Annotated in this window: 20 protein-coding genes; 8 read left to right on the forward strand and 12 right to left on the reverse strand. The window is 55.4% G+C overall.

What is annotated here, in order from left to right; all coding sequences use genetic code 11:
- Window positions 1-16 precede the first annotated feature (16 nt).
- A complete protein-coding gene (locus D9K61_RS15295; RefSeq protein ID WP_120634064.1) occupies window positions 17-679 on the reverse strand; it encodes a DsbA family protein in 663 nt (220 codons plus the stop codon).
- A 13-nt stretch (window positions 680-692) separates the two neighbouring features.
- The gene (locus tag D9K61_RS15300) at window positions 693-1,199 is read right to left on the reverse strand and encodes a DUF721 domain-containing protein (RefSeq protein WP_120634065.1); all 507 of its coding nucleotides are present in this window, start codon (window positions 1,197-1,199) and stop codon (window positions 693-695) included.
- Window positions 1,200-1,280: 81 nt separating this feature from the next.
- Between D9K61_RS15300 and mutY the strand changes: the two genes are divergently transcribed.
- Window positions 1,281-2,336 (forward strand): A/G-specific adenine glycosylase, encoded by a 1,056-nt coding sequence (mutY, locus tag D9K61_RS15305; RefSeq protein ID WP_120634066.1) that lies wholly within the window; start codon window positions 1,281-1,283, stop codon window positions 2,334-2,336.
- A 60-nt stretch (window positions 2,337-2,396) separates the two neighbouring features.
- On the forward strand, window positions 2,397-3,533 hold the full coding sequence (locus D9K61_RS15310; protein WP_120634067.1) for an alkane 1-monooxygenase: 1,137 nt from the start codon (window positions 2,397-2,399) through the stop codon (window positions 3,531-3,533).
- A gap of 86 nt (window positions 3,534-3,619) precedes the next feature.
- Here D9K61_RS15310 and D9K61_RS15315 read toward each other — a convergent pair whose 3' ends face one another.
- The 4 genes from D9K61_RS15315 to D9K61_RS15330 form a co-directional block, all read right to left on the reverse strand.
- Window positions 3,620-5,002, reverse strand: a complete 1,383-nt coding sequence (locus D9K61_RS15315; protein WP_120634132.1) for an adenylate/guanylate cyclase domain-containing protein — start codon at window positions 5,000-5,002, stop codon at window positions 3,620-3,622.
- Between the two features lie 138 nt (window positions 5,003-5,140).
- Window positions 5,141-6,244: a site-specific DNA-methyltransferase gene (locus tag D9K61_RS15320; RefSeq protein WP_120634068.1), complete on the reverse strand. Its 1,104-nt coding sequence runs from the start codon at window positions 6,242-6,244 to the stop codon at window positions 5,141-5,143.
- 105 nt (window positions 6,245-6,349) lie between these two features.
- Window positions 6,350-6,967, reverse strand: coding sequence for a ribonuclease HII (locus D9K61_RS15325; RefSeq protein WP_120634133.1), 618 nt, complete (start codon window positions 6,965-6,967; stop codon window positions 6,350-6,352).
- Window positions 6,968-7,075: 108 nt separating this feature from the next.
- Window positions 7,076-7,537, reverse strand: a complete 462-nt coding sequence (locus D9K61_RS15330) for a hypothetical protein (protein ID WP_120634069.1) — start codon at window positions 7,535-7,537, stop codon at window positions 7,076-7,078.
- 175 nt (window positions 7,538-7,712) lie between these two features.
- On the opposite strand from D9K61_RS15330, the gene D9K61_RS15335 reads away from it, so the two are divergent.
- The 3 genes from D9K61_RS15335 (at window position 7,713) to D9K61_RS15345 (ending at window position 10,369) form a co-directional block, all read left to right on the forward strand.
- The gene (locus D9K61_RS15335) at window positions 7,713-8,000 is read left to right on the forward strand and encodes a hypothetical protein (RefSeq protein WP_120634070.1); all 288 of its coding nucleotides are present in this window, start codon (window positions 7,713-7,715) and stop codon (window positions 7,998-8,000) included.
- Window positions 7,972-8,673: a hypothetical protein gene (locus D9K61_RS15340; RefSeq protein ID WP_120634071.1), complete on the forward strand. Its 702-nt coding sequence runs from the start codon at window positions 7,972-7,974 to the stop codon at window positions 8,671-8,673. The genes D9K61_RS15335 and D9K61_RS15340 overlap by 29 nt, the downstream gene beginning before the upstream one ends.
- Before the next feature lie 103 nt (window positions 8,674-8,776).
- Window positions 8,777-10,369 carry a DUF427 domain-containing protein gene (locus D9K61_RS15345; RefSeq protein WP_120634072.1) on the forward strand — a complete coding sequence of 531 codons (1,593 nt, stop codon included), beginning with the start codon at window positions 8,777-8,779 and terminating at the stop codon, window positions 10,367-10,369.
- A 95-nt stretch (window positions 10,370-10,464) separates the two neighbouring features.
- On the opposite strand, the gene D9K61_RS15350 is transcribed toward D9K61_RS15345, so the two are convergent.
- The 6 genes from D9K61_RS15350 to D9K61_RS15375 form a co-directional block, all read right to left on the reverse strand.
- Window positions 10,465-11,262: a DUF1217 domain-containing protein gene (locus D9K61_RS15350; RefSeq protein ID WP_120634073.1), complete on the reverse strand. Its 798-nt coding sequence runs from the start codon at window positions 11,260-11,262 to the stop codon at window positions 10,465-10,467.
- On the reverse strand, window positions 11,259-11,660 hold the full coding sequence (flbT, locus tag D9K61_RS15355) for a flagellar biosynthesis repressor FlbT (RefSeq protein ID WP_120634134.1): 402 nt from the start codon (window positions 11,658-11,660) through the stop codon (window positions 11,259-11,261). Before flbT ends, D9K61_RS15350 begins: the two co-directional genes overlap by 4 nt.
- Window positions 11,660-12,034 (reverse strand): flagellar biosynthesis regulator FlaF, encoded by a 375-nt coding sequence (gene flaF, locus D9K61_RS15360; protein WP_120634135.1) that lies wholly within the window; start codon window positions 12,032-12,034, stop codon window positions 11,660-11,662. Before flaF ends, flbT begins: the two co-directional genes overlap by 1 nt.
- 78 nt (window positions 12,035-12,112) lie before the next feature.
- Window positions 12,113-13,360 carry a flagellin gene (locus D9K61_RS15365; RefSeq protein WP_120634074.1) on the reverse strand — a complete coding sequence of 416 codons (1,248 nt, stop codon included), beginning with the start codon at window positions 13,358-13,360 and terminating at the stop codon, window positions 12,113-12,115.
- Window positions 13,361-13,568: 208 nt separating this feature from the next.
- Window positions 13,569-13,928: a flagellar biosynthesis protein FlgN gene (locus D9K61_RS15370; protein ID WP_120634075.1), complete on the reverse strand. Its 360-nt coding sequence runs from the start codon at window positions 13,926-13,928 to the stop codon at window positions 13,569-13,571.
- The gene (locus tag D9K61_RS15375; RefSeq protein ID WP_120634076.1) at window positions 13,918-14,187 is read right to left on the reverse strand and encodes a rod-binding protein; all 270 of its coding nucleotides are present in this window, start codon (window positions 14,185-14,187) and stop codon (window positions 13,918-13,920) included. The genes D9K61_RS15370 and D9K61_RS15375 overlap by 11 nt, the downstream gene beginning before the upstream one ends.
- 111 nt (window positions 14,188-14,298) lie before the next feature.
- Here D9K61_RS15375 and D9K61_RS15380 point away from each other — a divergent pair, with 111 nt between their 5' ends.
- The 3 genes from D9K61_RS15380 to D9K61_RS15390 are packed head-to-tail and all read left to right on the forward strand — an operon-like array spanning window position 14,299 to window position 17,125.
- Entirely contained in the window at window positions 14,299-15,537 is a 1,239-nt protein-coding gene (locus D9K61_RS15380) for a flagellar hook-length control protein FliK (protein WP_162946915.1), read from the forward strand.
- Window positions 15,538-15,540: 3 nt separating this feature from the next.
- On the forward strand, window positions 15,541-16,203 hold the full coding sequence (locus D9K61_RS15385; protein ID WP_120634078.1) for a flagellar hook capping FlgD N-terminal domain-containing protein: 663 nt from the start codon (window positions 15,541-15,543) through the stop codon (window positions 16,201-16,203).
- Between the two features lie 25 nt (window positions 16,204-16,228).
- Window positions 16,229-17,125, forward strand: a complete 897-nt coding sequence (locus tag D9K61_RS15390; RefSeq protein ID WP_254055797.1) for a phosphotransferase family protein — start codon at window positions 16,229-16,231, stop codon at window positions 17,123-17,125.
- Window positions 17,126-17,133: the final 8 nt, after the last annotated feature.

The following is a 17,133-nucleotide window of genomic DNA, read 5'->3' on the forward strand; positions in this document are numbered from 1 at the left end:
CCGACCGGAACGGGCTTTAGCTGCCCAGTTCGTCTTCAATCAGCGCTTTGAATTCATCGTAGGACTGATTTGAGACGCTCTTGCCATTCACAATGAACGAGGGCGTTGCCTCGATACCGTCACGCTCAGCATTTTCCTGATACCAGGCAACCAAAGTCTGCGCGCGCGTGCCGTCCTGCAGGCAGGCGTCAAGCTGATCATTGTCGATTCCGGCCAAGCGACCGATTTTCCGCAATTCGTCAACGATCTCGGTCGGACCGCCAGCACGAGTCCATTCGGACTGTCCGTCATAGATCAGATCGGTAATGCCAAAGAACTTTTCGGGGCCCGCGCAGCGGGCCACCATCGATGCCCAAAGACCATAGCGGTCAAAGTAAACCTCGCGGTAGATGAATTTGACCTTACCGGTATCGATGAAGTCTTTCTTTAGCTGTTTGTACGTCCCTTTGTGGAAGTTCGCACAATGTGGGCAGGTATAGGACGCATATTCGATGATCTCGACAGGCGCATCCTTGTCCCCTTGCACCATTTCGACGACGGTCGATGTGTCCAGGTCAGCTACTTGTGCCTCGGCACTGCTGACCAGAGGATTGGTTACAGTAGAATTTGACAGCGTCAGCCAATAGCCGCCAGCGGCGACGGCGACGACCGCACAAATTACGGTTGCAATACGGCTCATTCTCAGCCCTTTCTCAGCGTTTTTGTTTGGATAGAACGTTACGACCAAGACGTTCAAGGGCTGCGCGCAAATCACCATCGTGAACATCACGCGACACTTTGTCTGCCTCGGCTACAATTTCGGGTGCAATCGTGGGTTTCGGTTGTTTCGGCTTGTGGTCGAAACTGGCCTGCCCCTCGACAAATCCGGTCGGCGCGGTCTGGGTGATGCGTATGCGGCTGATGGCATTATATCCATAGACCGCGTTCACCTTGTCGCGCAGTTGTTCTTTTTGCATGTCCAACATCGGAGCCTGCGGTCCAGTGGTCAGAACAGTCAGTGTCGCACCAATCCCGCCCTTGCCATAGCCAACTTTCACAGGTCGCGCGATGGCGGCGGTATCCTGCCCAACAATCTCGGCCCAATGGGTCAACAGGCGCGACACAGCAAAGCCCCGGCTTTCACCGGCGCGCCGAATCTGGTCATTCAGCAAGGATGCGGTGCGTTTGAACCCGCGTGTCGACGAACGTCTGCGTTGCATCTGGTTTCCAACTCCTGCGCCGCTATTGTAGAGGGCATGGGCACAGGCGCCAGAGAAACCCGACGGGGAGATAGATAAAACTTGCGTGACATCTGTGAATTCAGCGTAAGCGTCGCACTTTTGGACTGGTACGATCACAATGCCCGCCAGATGCCGTGGCGTGTTGGCCCCGCTGACCGCGCCGCCGGAGTGACACCAGATCCTTATCGCGTGTGGCTTTCCGAAGTCATGTTGCAGCAAACAACCGTTGCTGCGGTGCGCGATTACTTCATGCGTTTCACTGCGCGCTGGCGTGATGTTGCTTCACTGGCGGCAGCCCCGGATGATCAAGTCATGGGGGAATGGGCCGGCCTGGGCTACTATGCCCGTGCGCGCAACCTGCTGAAATGCGCGCGTGTCGTGACCGATGAATACGACGGGCAATTTCCGGATACCGGTGACGCGCTGCTTAAACTACCGGGTATCGGCCCCTATACTGCGGCCGCAGTGGCAGCAATTGCATTTGACCGCCCTGAAACGGTTCTGGATGGCAATGTCGAGCGTGTCATATCGCGCCTTTACGAAATCCATGACCCCTTACCCGGATCAAAACCAATCTTGATGGAAAAGGCAGCAGCTCTGACGCCAACGCAACGGCCCGGCGATTACGCGCAGGCCGTTATGGATCTGGGGGCCACGATCTGCACGCCCAAATCTCCGGCCTGTGGCATCTGCCCTTTGCGCACACCTTGCCTTGCGCGGATCGCGGGCACACAAGCGGATCTACCCAAGAAAACTGCCAAAAAAGCCAAACCAACGCGGTTCGGGCACGTCTACATCGCACGCCGTCAGGACGGCGCCCTGCTGCTGGAACGTCGGCCGGACAAAGGATTGCTGGGCGGCATGCTGGGTTGGCCCGGCTCTGACTGGTCCGGCACCCCGTCCGAGGCTCCACCTTTTTCAGCCGACTGGAGCGTCTTGTCAGAAGAGGTGCGCCATACGTTCACTCATTTCCATCTGGTTTTGCGGGTTTGGACCGCTGAATTGCCTGCGGATACGACACCGGACAGCCTCACCATTCTCGGCAAGCACGAGTTCAAGCCCAGCGATCTTCCGACCGTGATGCGCAAGGCACATGACCTTTGGCAGGGGCAATAAGTCCGCTGTGCAAGCGCGTTTGGCGCGGCTAGGCTGCGCATATCATTTCGGAGCATCAGGATGATCGCATCAGGCACGTTATCGGATTGGAAATCCGCTATCCCCTTTTGGGTCTCGTTTCTTTTGATCCCGTTGATCTGGGCAACTGCCGCTGTTGGCGGCTGGTGGCTTTTGTTGGTGCCCTTGTTGACATGGTGGGCCTTTGCGGTGCTTGACCGCCTCACCGGCTTGAATGAAGACAATGCCGATCCAAACGCGCCGGACGATGTGCTCCAGTGGTATGTTTTGCTGACCAAGCTTTGGGCGCCCGCTCAGTTTCTGACGCTCTACGGATTGATCTGGTATGCCAGCCACTCCGATCATCTGTCGGGGCTGGAAAAGTTTGGGTTGTTCTTCGGGATGGGCGTTGTTTCGGGGACTATTGGAATCAATTACAGCCACGAGCTGATGCACCAAAGCAGCCGCCTTGAGCGTTGGTTTGGAGATGTGCTTTTGGCGATGGTCTTGTACTCTCATTTCCGGTCCGAGCACTTGCTGGTGCATCACCGCTATGTCGGCACGCCGCGGGATCCGGTCACGGCCCGTTACAACGAAGGCTTTCACCGGTTCTACCCGCGCGTTCTGTGGCAATGTCTGGTTTCGGCGTTCAAGGCCGAACGCGACAAGCTGGCCCGCAAGGGCCAGCCGTGGACGAATCGCAAAAACCCGTTCTGGCGCTATTGGGCCTTGCAAGGCGGCATGATGTTATTGGCCTTTGTGATAGGCGGCTGGCTAGGTCTGGCGCTGTTCCTGCTTCAGGCTGGTGTCGCGATCTGGCAATTGGAACTGGTGAACTATGTCGAGCATTACGGCCTAACCCGAAAACATCTGGGCGACGGGAAATACGAACATGTCTTGCCGCGCCACTCGTGGAACGCATCGCAAAAGGCGTCGAACTGGTTATTGATCAACCTGCAACGGCATTCGGACCACCACTACAAACCAAACCGACGCTTTCCGCTACTGCAACATCATACGCAGGACGCCGCGCCACAACTGCCCTATGGCTATCCGGTGATGACCATAGCCGCGATGTTTCCTCATTTGTGGCGACGGGTGATGAATCCCCGTGTCCGAGAGTGGCGGCGTCACTACTACCCTGAGATTTCGGACTGGCAGCTCTACAACAAAGCAGCAAACCCGCCCCCAAATGCCTGACCGCAGTGCGCATTTCGCGCGCTGTCCGGCCCAACGGTTGGCATTGCATCTTTTGATGCAATTTCAAGCGGCGGCAGCGCTGCCTCTCACATCATCCAGATATTCATGGCGGCCTCGACCCCGCGCACGGTCTGATTTGGCCGCAGGACAAAACCCTCGGTCAGATTTTGGCTCGTGGGGGGTTCCTTTAATGCTTGTTCCCGCACAGCCTCACTGATGACAACGCGTGCCTCAAGATCTCGCGTCTTGGCCTCCAGCTTGGCGGCGACATTTACCGCATCCCCGATGACAGCAAATTCCAGGCGATTAGCGCCAATGTCCCCCAGCACAACCGAGCCGAAATGAACCCCAATACCAACCTGGATCTCAGGCTCGCCAGCGCGACGGCGCTCAAGGTTCCAGCGTTCCATGACATCCACCATCGAACGGGCACAAGCCAGCGCATTGGTCGCATCAAAGAGCGTCGGAACAGGTGTGCCGAACGTGGCCATCAGCCCGTCCCCCAAATACTTGTCCAGGGTGCCGTGGTGCCGGAAAACTTCGGTTTCCATTCGGGCATGAAACCCGCGCAATACTTCGATGACATCATAAGGGTCGCGCCCTGCCGCGAATTTTGTGAACCCCACGATATCAATGAACAAAACAGCGATATTCTCTTTGCGAACCTGCTTTAGAGGCTCGTCATTCTGGCTGAGTTCTTCGACCACGTTGGGTGAGAAATACCGGGACAGGTTTGCTCGCTCACGTTCGAGCCCCGCATTGGTCATCAACAACTGATTCAACCGACGCATCGAAACGCCCAGAGTCACGGCGACCATCACGAAAACGATAACCTGCTGCACCCGTTGCGGAACCATAAAGCTGTTTGGGTCTAGCAATTCAGCAACATCCGGATAGCCCTGCAACGCATCAGCCACCCGCTCACTGATGCCCGGTATCGGGGTTGCCAGCCACCACGCGATAATCCATCCGGCCGTCCACATCATTGCCGTCCATGTCCCGATTGCGACAACTGTCCGCCAGGAATACGCAAGCGTCCCCGCAGCAAGAATGATGAAAAAATATTGAAAGTTGTCAAAGCGATACTGCATGGCCAGTGGCCTTAGATCGTCACTAAACGGGTTCGGAACTATCATGCCCAATGTCATGATAAGCAGGTCCAAAAAGATGAGCAGTAACTCCGTCCGGGACTGCCCCACCCGGCCAGCGCGTCGGATCAACCAGCCATTTGCGCAGATCAGCAACAGGATGAAATGATACCACATGACATCCCAATGCGGATTCAGAAAGATCAGCAGCATTCCAGTCAGCGCCATAGCGATCCACCGGGCCCGAACGGCAAGCTCCAACCCCTCGTGCTTGTGCCGTGCCAATGCAGCCTCGGTGTATTTATTGTCCAACTCGACGCTGTCGGGCGGCGTTAGAAAAAATCTTCCGAAACGAGATTGGCTTGCTGTTGAATCTGTCATGGCCTCGGCCTTTTGCAGGGTCTGTAAGGGCTGCTGCATGCAACCACCTCTGGCGGGAAAACAAAAGACCCCGCCGTAAACGGCGGGGCAAGGCGTAGTGCCTCGTGTCAGGCCACAGGCACCGGCGGTATTTGGTTGTCAGCTGTGCAGTTCCGAACGGATCTGCTGGCGCAGCACGTCGATTGGCACCGTTTTGCCATCGCGCTTGAAGCACCAATAGGTCCAGCCATTGCACGACGGGGCATTTTCAAGATGCGCCCCGACCTGATGGATCGAGCCTTTGACGTTGTCGCCTACCAGCGTACCATCGGCACGCACTTTAGCTTTATGGCGCTGGTTCATGGAATAGAGCTCTTCACCCGGACGCAGCATGCCACGCTCCACCAACTGGCCGAAAGGCACACGCGGCTCGGCGCGTTTGCTGGCGCTGACTTCCAGCGCCTCACGGTCAAATTTGCGGACCTTGGCGATACGCTTTTCAGCTACCTTGCGATAGCTTTCTTCACGCTCGATGCCTATAAATTCGCGGCCCAGCATCTTCGCCACGGCACCCGTTGTGCCTGTGCCAAAGAACGGATCCAAAATGACATCACCCGGATTGGTTGAACCAATCAGCACACGGTGCAGCAGAGACTCGGGCTTCTGCGTCGGATGGGCCTTGTCGCCGTTTTCATCCTTCAGACGCTCGTGTCCGGTGCAGATCGGCAGCACCCAATCGCTGCGCATTTGCACGCCTTCATTCAGCGCCTTCAAGGCTTCGTAGTTGAACGTGTATTTTGCGCCTTCCTGCTTCGAGGCCCAAATCATCGTCTCATGCGCGTTGGTAAGCCGCTTGCCTCGGAAATTCGGCATCGGGTTCGATTTCCGCCACACCACGTCGTTCAAAATCCAATAGCCTGCATCCTGCAAGGCCGTGCCTACACGGAAGATATTGTGGTACGATCCAATCACCCAGATTGCGCCATTGGGCTTCAACAGGCGATGGGCTGCCTTCAGCCACTCTCGAGTGAACTTGTCGTAGACCCCAAAACTGGAAAACTGGTCCCAGTGATCGTCGACCGCATCCACCTGAGAGTTATCGGGGCGATGCAACTGACCTTTCAGTTGCAGATTGTAGGGCGGGTCCGCAAAAATCAGGTCCACGGATGCCTCGGGCAGACTGTTCATCACATCGATGCAGTCCCCGGATAGAATCGTGTTTAGAGGGAGCGCGGTTGCGCTCTTTGTCTTGATTGTGGTCATTTCACTGCCTCGGTTCCACGGCGCTTTTGCGCTCATTTGGTTGAGACAAGGATGAGTCATCCTGGATTCGCCGTCAATTTCTTTTTTGAATCAGCGACTTACGATTTACTCTTGATACAAGATATTGTGGACCGGCTTGAATGAACGTCTATGGTGTGGGGTCACACCAAGATTTCGCAGCGCATCGCGGTGTTGTTTTGACGGATAGCCTGCATTTGTGTCCCACCCATAGCCGGGATGCTGTTGCGCTAAATCCACCATCACCTGATCGCGCCAGTTTTTGGCAAGGATTGAAGCCGCCGCAATCGACACAGATCGTGCATCCCCTTTGACCACCGCCTGTGATGCGATCTTCAAGCCGCGCGGGATCAGGTTTCCGTCAATCAACAAGTAATCCGGGGCCGGGTTCAATGCGGCCACGGCCCGCTCCATCGCCAGATGCGATGCGCGCAGAATATTGATCTCGTCGATCTCTGCGACTGACGCCTCGGCTATTGCGAATTCGGCGCTCTGCCGTAGCGCGGTGTCCAGAACTACGCGGCGCTTGGCGGTCAGCTTTTTGGAATCGTTCAGCCCAACTGGGATGTTTTGCGGGTTCAGGATGACTGCAGATGCCACTACCGGGCCAGCCAAGGGGCCGCGCCCGACCTCATCAACACCAGCGATGCGGACATAGCCTTGTGCATGCAGGGCTTTCTCAAAGTCGAAATTTGGTGTCGTCATACCTTCGAAAAACCGGTTTTCATCTCGCACCGCAAGCAAAAAGAGAGGGCAGTTCTCACCACCCCCTCCTGCACGGCGTTTCTGCGACACCGCTCCTGCTCGAAAAAACTACTGGTAAACGACCCGGTATCCTTGCTGACGCAGGCAAGCGGGCTCGAAGGCGCGCTTGACCTTTTTGCCATTCCAGAAACCGACCTTGCACTGTTGCGGCAGGCTATTGGCATGTTTGTAGTGCTTCTTGAGGCAGTTAGGCCCAAGCAGCGGACGATCACCGTAGGCTTTGAAAGTCCTCAGACAGCGTTGCGGCAAATCGTAGCGTGCGACATGCTGTGGTAACGGTCGCACGGGCTGCGGCGTGATCACAGGTGCGGGTCGCACAGGGTCGTAACGACGTGTCGCGCGGTTTTTGCGTTTGTCTTTGTTGTAATGATGAACTGCTGCGCCGATGATCGCGATTGCGGCCAGCCCGCCCAGAATATCCTTGGTATCGGCCGCGCGGGCCTGAGACGCCGAAACCCCAGTGACTGCCACGGCAGTCACAATGATCAGAGCAATGAATTTCCGGTGCATAACGATGTCCTTTCGGATGTTTTGGCGATCCTGCAAAGGACCGCAAATTCGATGGCTGGACACTGGGGCGGTCACTGCCAGACAAGCAATAACAGCGCTTTGTTATCGGATATCAGCGATCGCAAGCCCCTTAAGTTATTGAATATCAGATGCACCCGTGCGCAGGATGCAGCCTATGAAACCGATCCTCTCTTCTCTGGCCTGCGCGGCCCTGATATCGCTTGGCTCTGCTGCGTCAGCGGCTGAGTGTTACGCAGATTACAAGGCGAAGCAGGACAACCCGCTGCGCCTGCATTATGGCATCATGCAGGTCTCGGCCTGTGACAAGGGCCAGGCCCAGCAAGAGGTCACCCAGCGTCTGAATGCGTCGGGTTGGACCTTACTAAACGTCCTGTCCGTGTTTGGGCCGGAAGGCTTGGATCAAAGGAAAACCAATGCCGGAAAATTCTATCTCCGTTTCTGATGCGCGGCGGTCTGGCGTTCGTCTGGTTGGTTTGGGGATCGCCGCGATTCTGGCGATTCTGATTACCGCAGCGGTTTTTTTGTTCTGGACCTTGCCAGACGCCAATGCCTTCAACGCACGTGTCGAAAGGCTGTTTGTCGAAAGCGATCTGACCTCGCAAGCTGAGATCCGTCTGCTTGAGATCCTCGCCCAATCGGGCACCGCCTTCGCAGATACTTTGGCCAGCTATCGCATGGTGATCTATGTCTTGTTGGTGTTTGCCTGCGCGATGCTGGTGTCAGCACTTGTTTTTCTGGTGATGCTTGTGCTGTTGAACCGGCGCATGGCGCAAATTGAACGCACCGGAATTCAGGTCACATCTCTGCTGATCAGTCGCGAGGAAAACACCGTTTACCTCAACAACATGGATTTTAAGCTGACGCCCGCAGCCATGGAAACCCTGTCGGTTCTGGCCGAGTCCCGGCTGGATGACGAAGTCCTGTCCGGCGCACAGATTGAGGCGATGATATCCGGCCGGAGAGCTGCAGATTGCGACGAAGCCGCAGGTGCCACGCGGATCAAGCGGTTGCGCGATACCTTGGGGAACCAAATGGTCAGCGAGTTGCTTGTGAAGAACATCGCAAAGAAGGGCTATATGCTATCCATCGAAAAAGATGTGATTCAAATGGTCTGAGCGCCCCGCTACAGCATCTGCGCTGGTGAAAACCCAGCAGCCCCCTTGGAAAAACAGCCACAAAGCCCCATTCTAACAAAGCCTATGGCAAGTGAGGTCGATCATGAACGTCCACGCCGCACCACAGATCAAAGGTTATGGTATTTCCGTTGAACCGTTGAACGGTCGGGTCGCCATTTACCGGAACGATGTCCTTTTGGCCGAAAGTCAGAATGCCAAGGTGATGTACGAAACGCGCCTGTCCCCCACTATCTACTTTCCGCGTCAGGATGTGAGCGTGGACCTCGGTGACGAAACCGATCTGCAGACGTTTTGCCCATTTAAGGGCACGGCTACCTATCATGATGTGAACCTGGCAGGTGAAAATCTGGCCAATTCTGTCTGGGCCTATGAAGAAGCTTTACCCGAAAGCGCTGCCATTCAAGGCCACATCGGCTTCATGCCCAGCGCTTATACCTCCATTGATCTGGGCGAGAACCACCTACGCGAACCCGAAGATGGCAATATCAGCGGCCCGTTGATCGACTGGTTGATGCGCGGTGCGTCACTCGCCGACACGCCAGAGGCTTTCACCAAGGCTCTGGCCGAAAAAATGTTGCAACACGGCATTGCTATCCAACGCCTTAGCATCCTGGCGTGGTCCCTGCACCCGCTGATTGTCGGGAAACACTACATTTGGGAAAAAGGTCAGCCCGAGATTCTAACTCGCGCCCCGACATATGAAATCTACGACCACCCCGCATTCATCAACAGCCCGTTGCGCCACGTCTCCAATGGGCTGGGCGGCGTTCGTCAAAGAATAAACGATGACAACCCCCATAACAGCTTCCCGATTATGGAGGAGCTGCGTGAGAAAGGGGCTACAGACTATGTGGCAATGCCGCTACCGTTTTCGGATGGGCGTACGAATGTACTGACCCTGACCTGCGATCATCCGGACGGTTTCACGACAGAAAATCTGGGGCTCGTATTTGAATGCGCTTCAGTGATTGCCCGCTTTTATGAAGTGTTCATGCAGCGCGAGAATGCTCAGGTTCTGCTCGAGACATACGTGGGCAAACGCTCTGGCGCCCGTGTTCTTGGGGGTGAAATCAGGCGCGGTGACGGGGATGAGATTGATGCCGCAATCATGTTCTGCGACCTGCGCGATTCCACCAGTCTCGAAGAACGGTTGGGCAGAACCGAATACATCAATCTGCTGAATGAGTTTTTTGACACCGTTTCAGGCATCGTCCACGACAATGGCGGCGAGGTACTTAAGTTCATAGGCGACGCTGTGCTGGCCGTTTTCCCCGCAACCGATGACAATCCCACCGCCGCGCGCACCAATGCGCAACGCACATCGATTGAAATCGTCGAAAGATTGGGGGAATTGCGGAAATCCGAAACCGACATCCATTGCGATTGCTCAATCGGCGTGGCGTATGGACGTGTGACATATGGTAATGTGGGATCGCGTGAACGTCTCGACTTTACTGTGATCGGGCAGGCCGCAAACATCGCCGCTCGCCTTGGAGAGTTCGGCAAAGCGTCCGGTCATCGTATTGTTGTGTCCGAGGATATCGCGCCCGCTTGCGCCAACGCACTGCCACTGGGCGAAGTCAATCTGCACAACGTGTCAAAACCGGTTTTGTCTTATGCGTTGCGTACCTCAGCAGATGAGATTTTGAACAAAAGAAGCACACCCAGAGATTAATTTATTTGGTTTGAGTTCACTTTTCAGGGCGCCATTTGTGATCCGAAGCGGATCACAAGAAGCGACGGCGTCCAGCCTTCTTACCGCCTTCGACACTACCCAACGGCCCCCAACAAGATCAGCGCAGTCTGAGCCGGAGAAACCGAGTTTTGCAGTTGAGCAACCTGACTGCGCGCCTGATAGGTGTCGGTAAGCTTCTCAACCGCCTCTTTGTCAGCAAACTGAGCCAGATCATCCGATCCGGTTAGCTGTCGCAATCGGTCCTTAAACTGGGACAATTGAGTGTCGATATCCAATCGCGCAAATACTGACGGCAAGCCAAGCGCTGTCTCCATCATGCTGCGAAGTGGTGGCAATCCCATCAGATCGAACCATTTCGTGTCGCCACTGGAATCGCTCTCGGCCAGGTCAACCAACTGATGTTGCGCATAAAGCGAAACACGCATCGTTTCATCAGTTTCCCCAACAGAAATCTCAAATCTGTTGACCAAGTTGTTCCGTGCGACTTTCTCCATATTGGTAACAAGCCTGGTCTTTCTTACCTCCCCCGGACCGAACCCAAAAGCATCAGAAAACTCACGATATCTTTTGTCTGACAGCCGGTTGGACAGCGCATCCTGAGCTTTGGTCCCGTCTTCCAAAACTTTTTGAACAAAGAAACGGTTGTCTAGATCACCTTCCAAACCAAATGCACCGAGCGCAACCTGCAGCAACCGCCGATCAGAGACCAGATCTTCTGCGGTTTGAGCGTTCCCGATGTTGTCGAGGAAATACTTGGCGTCTCTTTCATTTACGTTCGAAGACGTGAAACTCTCTAGCTGGGCGTCATATGTACGCTGAATAAACCGCCAGCCGACCAGCCCGCTGGTAGGTATGACAGGCTGAAAGGTCATTGTTGATACGCCATCAACCGCTCTTCGCGAGGCAGTAGCGACCGTAGGGATTTGAGGCATTTGTAGTAGTGCTCAGAAACCAGCGCGTCCGTGGCCTCGGCCAAAATGCGGTGACTATCGGCGTCGGTAAAGACCTGGCTCAGCTCTTCGACCCGGCGCAACAACTGCTGGCGGGCATGACCGGGCTCCATGTCTCCTGACAGAACCAGCTGGGCAGCGTAACACACGCGACGCACGGGTGTATTTGCCTCGTCCGGGTGAATCGCATCCCGCAATCGCAAAACGTTTGCCTGAGGCGTCATGATCGAAAACCTGCTCCGGCGATCCCCGTTTTCAATCACGACACCGTTGATCAGAACCCTCTCTTTCGGGGCAAGCTTCAAAACCAGCCCTCCCATCATGTCGCCCTCATCTGGCGCAGTCCGCGCAAAACGGCTGTATTGATTTCAAGAAGTGGCTCTACAGCAGCGTTGTTGCCAAGAATCTGACTACTGTGATGTTCGGTGAATTCGGCCAGGTAAAAGATTCGGGCTCTGAGATCGTTTGGCAAGGCGTTGTCCGAATCTGAAACGCCGGTCGCCAAAACCGTCCATAATCGCCTGTTCTCGTGCAGTGCTTGCACAAACGCAGAGAAATCTGTCGTCTTTCGGGCTGCGGCCGCTTTAAGCCGACGCGTGATCTTCGAAATCGCCTCGTATTCCGTATCGCGCGGCGTTCGTGTCGGAGCGGCAGTCTGCGCATATGCGTTTTGAGCAAGCGTTTGCGGTGTCACTTGAAATCCTTCCAATGGGCCGTCTTCATACAGTCAAAGTTGGGGCGCGAAGACCGCGCCTCAACCCGGGTTCCGAATTTAACGGAACAGTGACAGGATCGATTGCGGCGCCTGATTGGCGATCGACAACGACTGCGTAGCCAGCTGTTGCTGAACCTGCAGCGCCTGCAGACGTGCCGAGGTCTCTTCCATATCTGCATCGACCAGAGAGCCGATGCCCGATTTGAACGAGTCGGTCAGGTTCGAGACGAAATTCTGCTGCGTCTCGATCCGGCCCTGGGCCGAGCCAAAGGCCGCGGCAGCGTCGATCGATGTGTTGATCAACGTCTCAATTGTGCCTAGTGCCGCAGCCGCGCCCGCATCTGAGGACACATCAACCGAACTTAGCGCGCCAAGACCACCAGACCCCGCATTGGTGAACTGAGCCGACACGGTAACGTCGCGAGATGCATCAGCACCAGCCGTTGCGGTACCTGTTACGAAAGACAGCGTACCTGCCGCACTGGAATCATAGTCAATAGCAACGCCCGTGATTCCAAGCGCATCAATCTGGTTTTTCAGCCCGACGGCAACGATGGCATCAGTATATGCGGCGTCGTAAGTGCCTGACGGATCCAGATCACCGGCCTGAACGGTGTAAGATGCAACTTTGTCGCCGATGGTAATCGCAATCTTGTCACCTGCAGCAAAGTTATCGGTTCCGCTGTCGATCACGATGTCACCGCTACCACCGGACTTGTCCATGGTGAAACCGGCCGCATCGTTATCGGTTGTTGCGTTGTCCGATCCTGCAAGAACACCCTTGCTGGTGTAACCGCCGGTCGACAAATCCTGGCTCGCAACTGAAATCGAAGATGACCTCACGTTGCCGCCGCTGTCGCGGTCAAGTGACGACAGGATCGAAGCAGTCCCTGCCGAACCATCCACCAGATTCAAACCGTTGAACTGCGCAGCCCCGACGACCGACGCAATCTGATCGCGCAGCGCGCCAACATCGTCATTGATTTTAGCCCGATCAACGTTGTCCTCCTGGGCGGAAACGATCTTTTCCTTCATCTTGGTCAACAGATCGGTGACTGTTTCAGATGCGTTTCGCGCAACCGCAACAGTCGATTCACCCAAAGCCAGACTGTCTTTGATCGCTTTGAACCCTTTGACATCCGATTCCATCACCTTGGAAATTGCCCAAACAGCAGAGTTGTCTTTTGCAGTGGCAACGTCTTTACCAGTTGAAATCGCGTTCTGGGTCATTTCCAGGCTTTTGTTGACCGATTTCAGGGTCTGCAGCGCAACCATTGCGCCATTGTTTGTCAGAATACTGGACATAGCTTTCATCCTTTTCCGTTCGGGCCTTTAAGCCCTTGTTCACCCCACAGCATCTGCGGGAAATGGTGTCTTTCTGACTTGTGCGACGCACCGTGCGGCTGTTCGCGCCACCTGCTGTTTCAGGTGCAGGATCAGTTTTGCCGCCGATCCCCTAACGGAGTGCTAAAACGCGCGAGCCAGAAACTTCGGATTTGAATCAAACCCTCGTCTATGCCCGCTTTTCCAGTTTTGCATGGCCGCGGACTGTAAAGCCGCTGCGCTGACCGTCTGCGCCATACGTACTGAACTCCTGCCGGACTCGCCGTAGCTCGGCCATGCGACCCGCAACTGCGCGAATTCCCTCAGCAGCGCTGTTCAGCAAAGCTTGGTTGCGCTCGACCTTGCTTTGAATTCGAACCAACTCGTCACTATCCCGAACCTGAAGATCGTTGATTGCGCCGATCAGTTTTTCCTTTTCGGGCACCATATGCGTCAGACGGTCCAGATCCCCTTCCACCAGCGCAGCGCGCTCTAGGTCCAGAATTTCTTCCAACGATTTAATGAGGGACGTATTAGGATCAGGTCTCATTTGGTTTCTCCATCATTGACTGCAGAAGGATTTCGGACAGTCTGATCCCACCCGACCGGGCCAGTTGTTGTGCTTGATGTTGCACCAAAAACGAAGAAAACTGATCCTCGCCCGCGCCACCCCCAAAGGCTTGACGCGTTTTACCCAAGCCCGCGGATTTGAGCATTTCAGCCAAAAACGTCGCTTCAAGATCTTCAGACACTGCCTGAAGCCTGTTCGCGGCTGGCGGCGCCATTTGGGGAAGTGTCGAAACCTTCATTGCTTTCTCCGAAAATTTCTTCGGACTTTCTCGATCAAAGGGGAAAGCAGTTAAAATAAACGTAACTTCCTGATGGCAGTTTACCGGTCAGACAAACGGAGCCGGAGCAAAATGCCCAACCCGCTTACACTGGCGACTTCCATACCGATAGCGCCGAACAAACCCGATGCTGGCCAAAGAGAAAACCGCGATTCCGAAGGGGCGACAAGCTTCCAGGACGTTCTGAATCAAGAGGACGTTCCAACGGAACAAGGGGCTGAGACTGCTGAAACTCCGGAAGCAGAGGCTGCGGAAGAAACCGCCGGCCCTGACGTTGAAGCGACCCAACCTTTGCCGTCTGAGCAACTGGTTGAAAGTCACTCATCACGGCCAATACAGGTCGCAGAAGGCACCGCCACAGCACCGCTGGTCACCGATGGCACCTCCAATGTCTCTCCAACGCCCGCTGAAACACGCGAGGTCGCCAATCGTCAGGCAAATAACGAAAACAAAGGGCAACATCCGATTTTGGGCGGGGATAGTCATTCACATCAAAGCATACCGCCAAGGACAACGCCCGTTCTGTCTGATGGAAAAAATGCAAGTAGCCCATCGCGCGTGGTACATGAACCTGAAATCATTCGTTCGGACGCAGTTGCAATTGCTCAAAAGGCGCAATCCGTGAGGCCAGAACCCAAACCCGTTGTCGAGCCATCCGCGAAGATCTCACCAACTACCGAAGTTCCACATCACCCCCCTGTTCCTGCAGGCGTAAACGCCCGGCCTCAGACTCCGAAGCGTACTCCGGCTGTCACGCAGATGCAGTTGATTGCGGCGGCCAAGACCCAAGAACCAGGAGAGTTTCTGCGGACGGAAACAGCAGAAGGTCTATTTGCCGCCAGGGATGAAGCATTGCTTCAGACCCCTCGCGATTCGGTGCCTCAACTGAGTTCACCATCAGCAACTGTGCGTGGCGAAATCGCCCGGGCTATCGCTGGCCAACTGGCCGCTGCCATCCAGTCTCGACCCGGGTCAGGGGCGATTGAAATCACGCTGAACCCAGAAGAACTGGGCCGGGTCTCCATCGTGTTGAATGGTCGAGAAGACGGTTTGCACATGACAATTGCCGCAGAGCGCCCTGAGACGCTGGATCTAATGCGGCGACATATTGCAACGCTGACGGCAGAGTTTCAGAAACTGGGATATGGTGAGATGTCTTTTGATCTGGGCACCTCGTCAGATCCGCACCATCAAAGCACGGGTTCACGGGCTGGATCTCTTTTCGAACCGACAGCGGAAGAAAATGACAGTCGAACCGATCCCGTTCTGCGGCGCACTGCCCTGGGCAGGGGCATTGATATGAGGCTTTGAAGCATGATCAATCCAACTCAGGCCGCGCAACACGCGGCGCAGAATCAGTCTGCTGGGAAATCGCAGACATCTGCTGTGACATCGGATTTTGAGACGTTTTTGCTGATGATGACCACGCAAGCTCAAAATCAGGATCCTTTGGAACCGATGGATTCGTCAGACTATGCATCACAGCTTGCGCAGTTTTCGATGGTTGAACAACAGGTGAAGACGAATGACCTGTTGTCTGCGTTGGCAACCGCCATGGGTAACGTCAACCTGGATGAATTGGCCAGTTGGGTTGGCATGGACGTTCGGTCCGCATCGGCTTTTCACTTCGATGACGAACCGGTCACCCTGTTCACCGAACCCAATCCCAAAGCGGACAAGACAACTCTGGTGATCCGCGATGAAGAGGGCACTGTCATTGACCGCATCACCGTGCCCGTAGCCGACACGGAATTTGTCTGGGCCGGTACGGATTCGGCTGGCAACCCTCTGGCGTCAGGGACCTATTCGGCAACGCTGGAAAGCTATGAAAACGGGAAACTACTGTCTGAGAAACTGGCGTCGTCTTATCAGCGTGTCATCGAAGCACAGGCCGGCGATGATGCTGTTGTTTTGACTCTGGAAGGCGGTCTGGAGATATTGGCAACAAAGGTCACGGCGATCCGAACAGGCGCTTGATCTGTGGGGCCGGACGGGCCAAACCTTGGCAACTTCCGACTCGCCAGAAGAATTGGTACCGCCTCTGTCCGACCTGTCCTCACCACCTCCCGGCCTTGTGCAACAGCTTCGAACTCAGGGGCTGGTCGTTACGGGCGCGCGGTTTGAAACACTGTATGGCGGGCGTACCAATCAAGTTTGGAAGGTTCTTGGGGGTGATGGTGACAAAGTTCTGAAGCTGTACCAAACAACTCTTAGAAACCCGCTGTTCCGAAACGATGCGGAACTGGAGGCGCGGTGCCTAAAGGCACTCGAGTATTCTGGCTTCGTGCCACGTTTGCGGGCGACCGGCCAGCACCAGAACGATCATTGGGTCTTTTATGACCACGCGCCTGGATCACCCTGGCGGGAACGTCCTGAACCTGTCGCCGAATTGCTGCGAAAGTTACATTCGCATCCGGCCTTGAAGGTCGCCCCGGAGGGGTGCAACGGCAGCGTTGATCTCGCGTCGCATGGCCAAAAGATACTGGATGGGTGCGCATCAGAAACCCGCCTCAAGCTGATCGAATTGCGCCCTGCGCATACGGTACCTCCGACCAACCGAACATGCCTGATCCACGGCGACCCCGTGGCCGGGAACATTCTTGTGGCCGAAAGCGGGCTAACCTTGATTGACTGGCAATGTCCGGCTGTAGGTGACCCTTGCGAAGACATCGCCTTGTTTCTTTCACCCGCCATGCAGCGCCTATACCGAGGTGCACCTTTGAGCGCCAAGGAGATCGACCGGTTTCTGTCTTCCTACGAGCACCCCAGCATTATCGCGCGTTTCGAATCCCTACGCCCATGGTTTGCATGGCGTATGGCGGCCTATTGCCTGTGGCGGGTCGAGAACGGCGCCACCGATTATTCGGAAGGGTTACGGTTGGAAATGGAGACGCTGTGACTTGGCAA

It is taken from the genome of Ruegeria sp. EL01 (genome assembly GCF_900313035.1).
GTDB lineage: Bacteria > Pseudomonadota > Alphaproteobacteria > Rhodobacterales > Rhodobacteraceae > Ruegeria.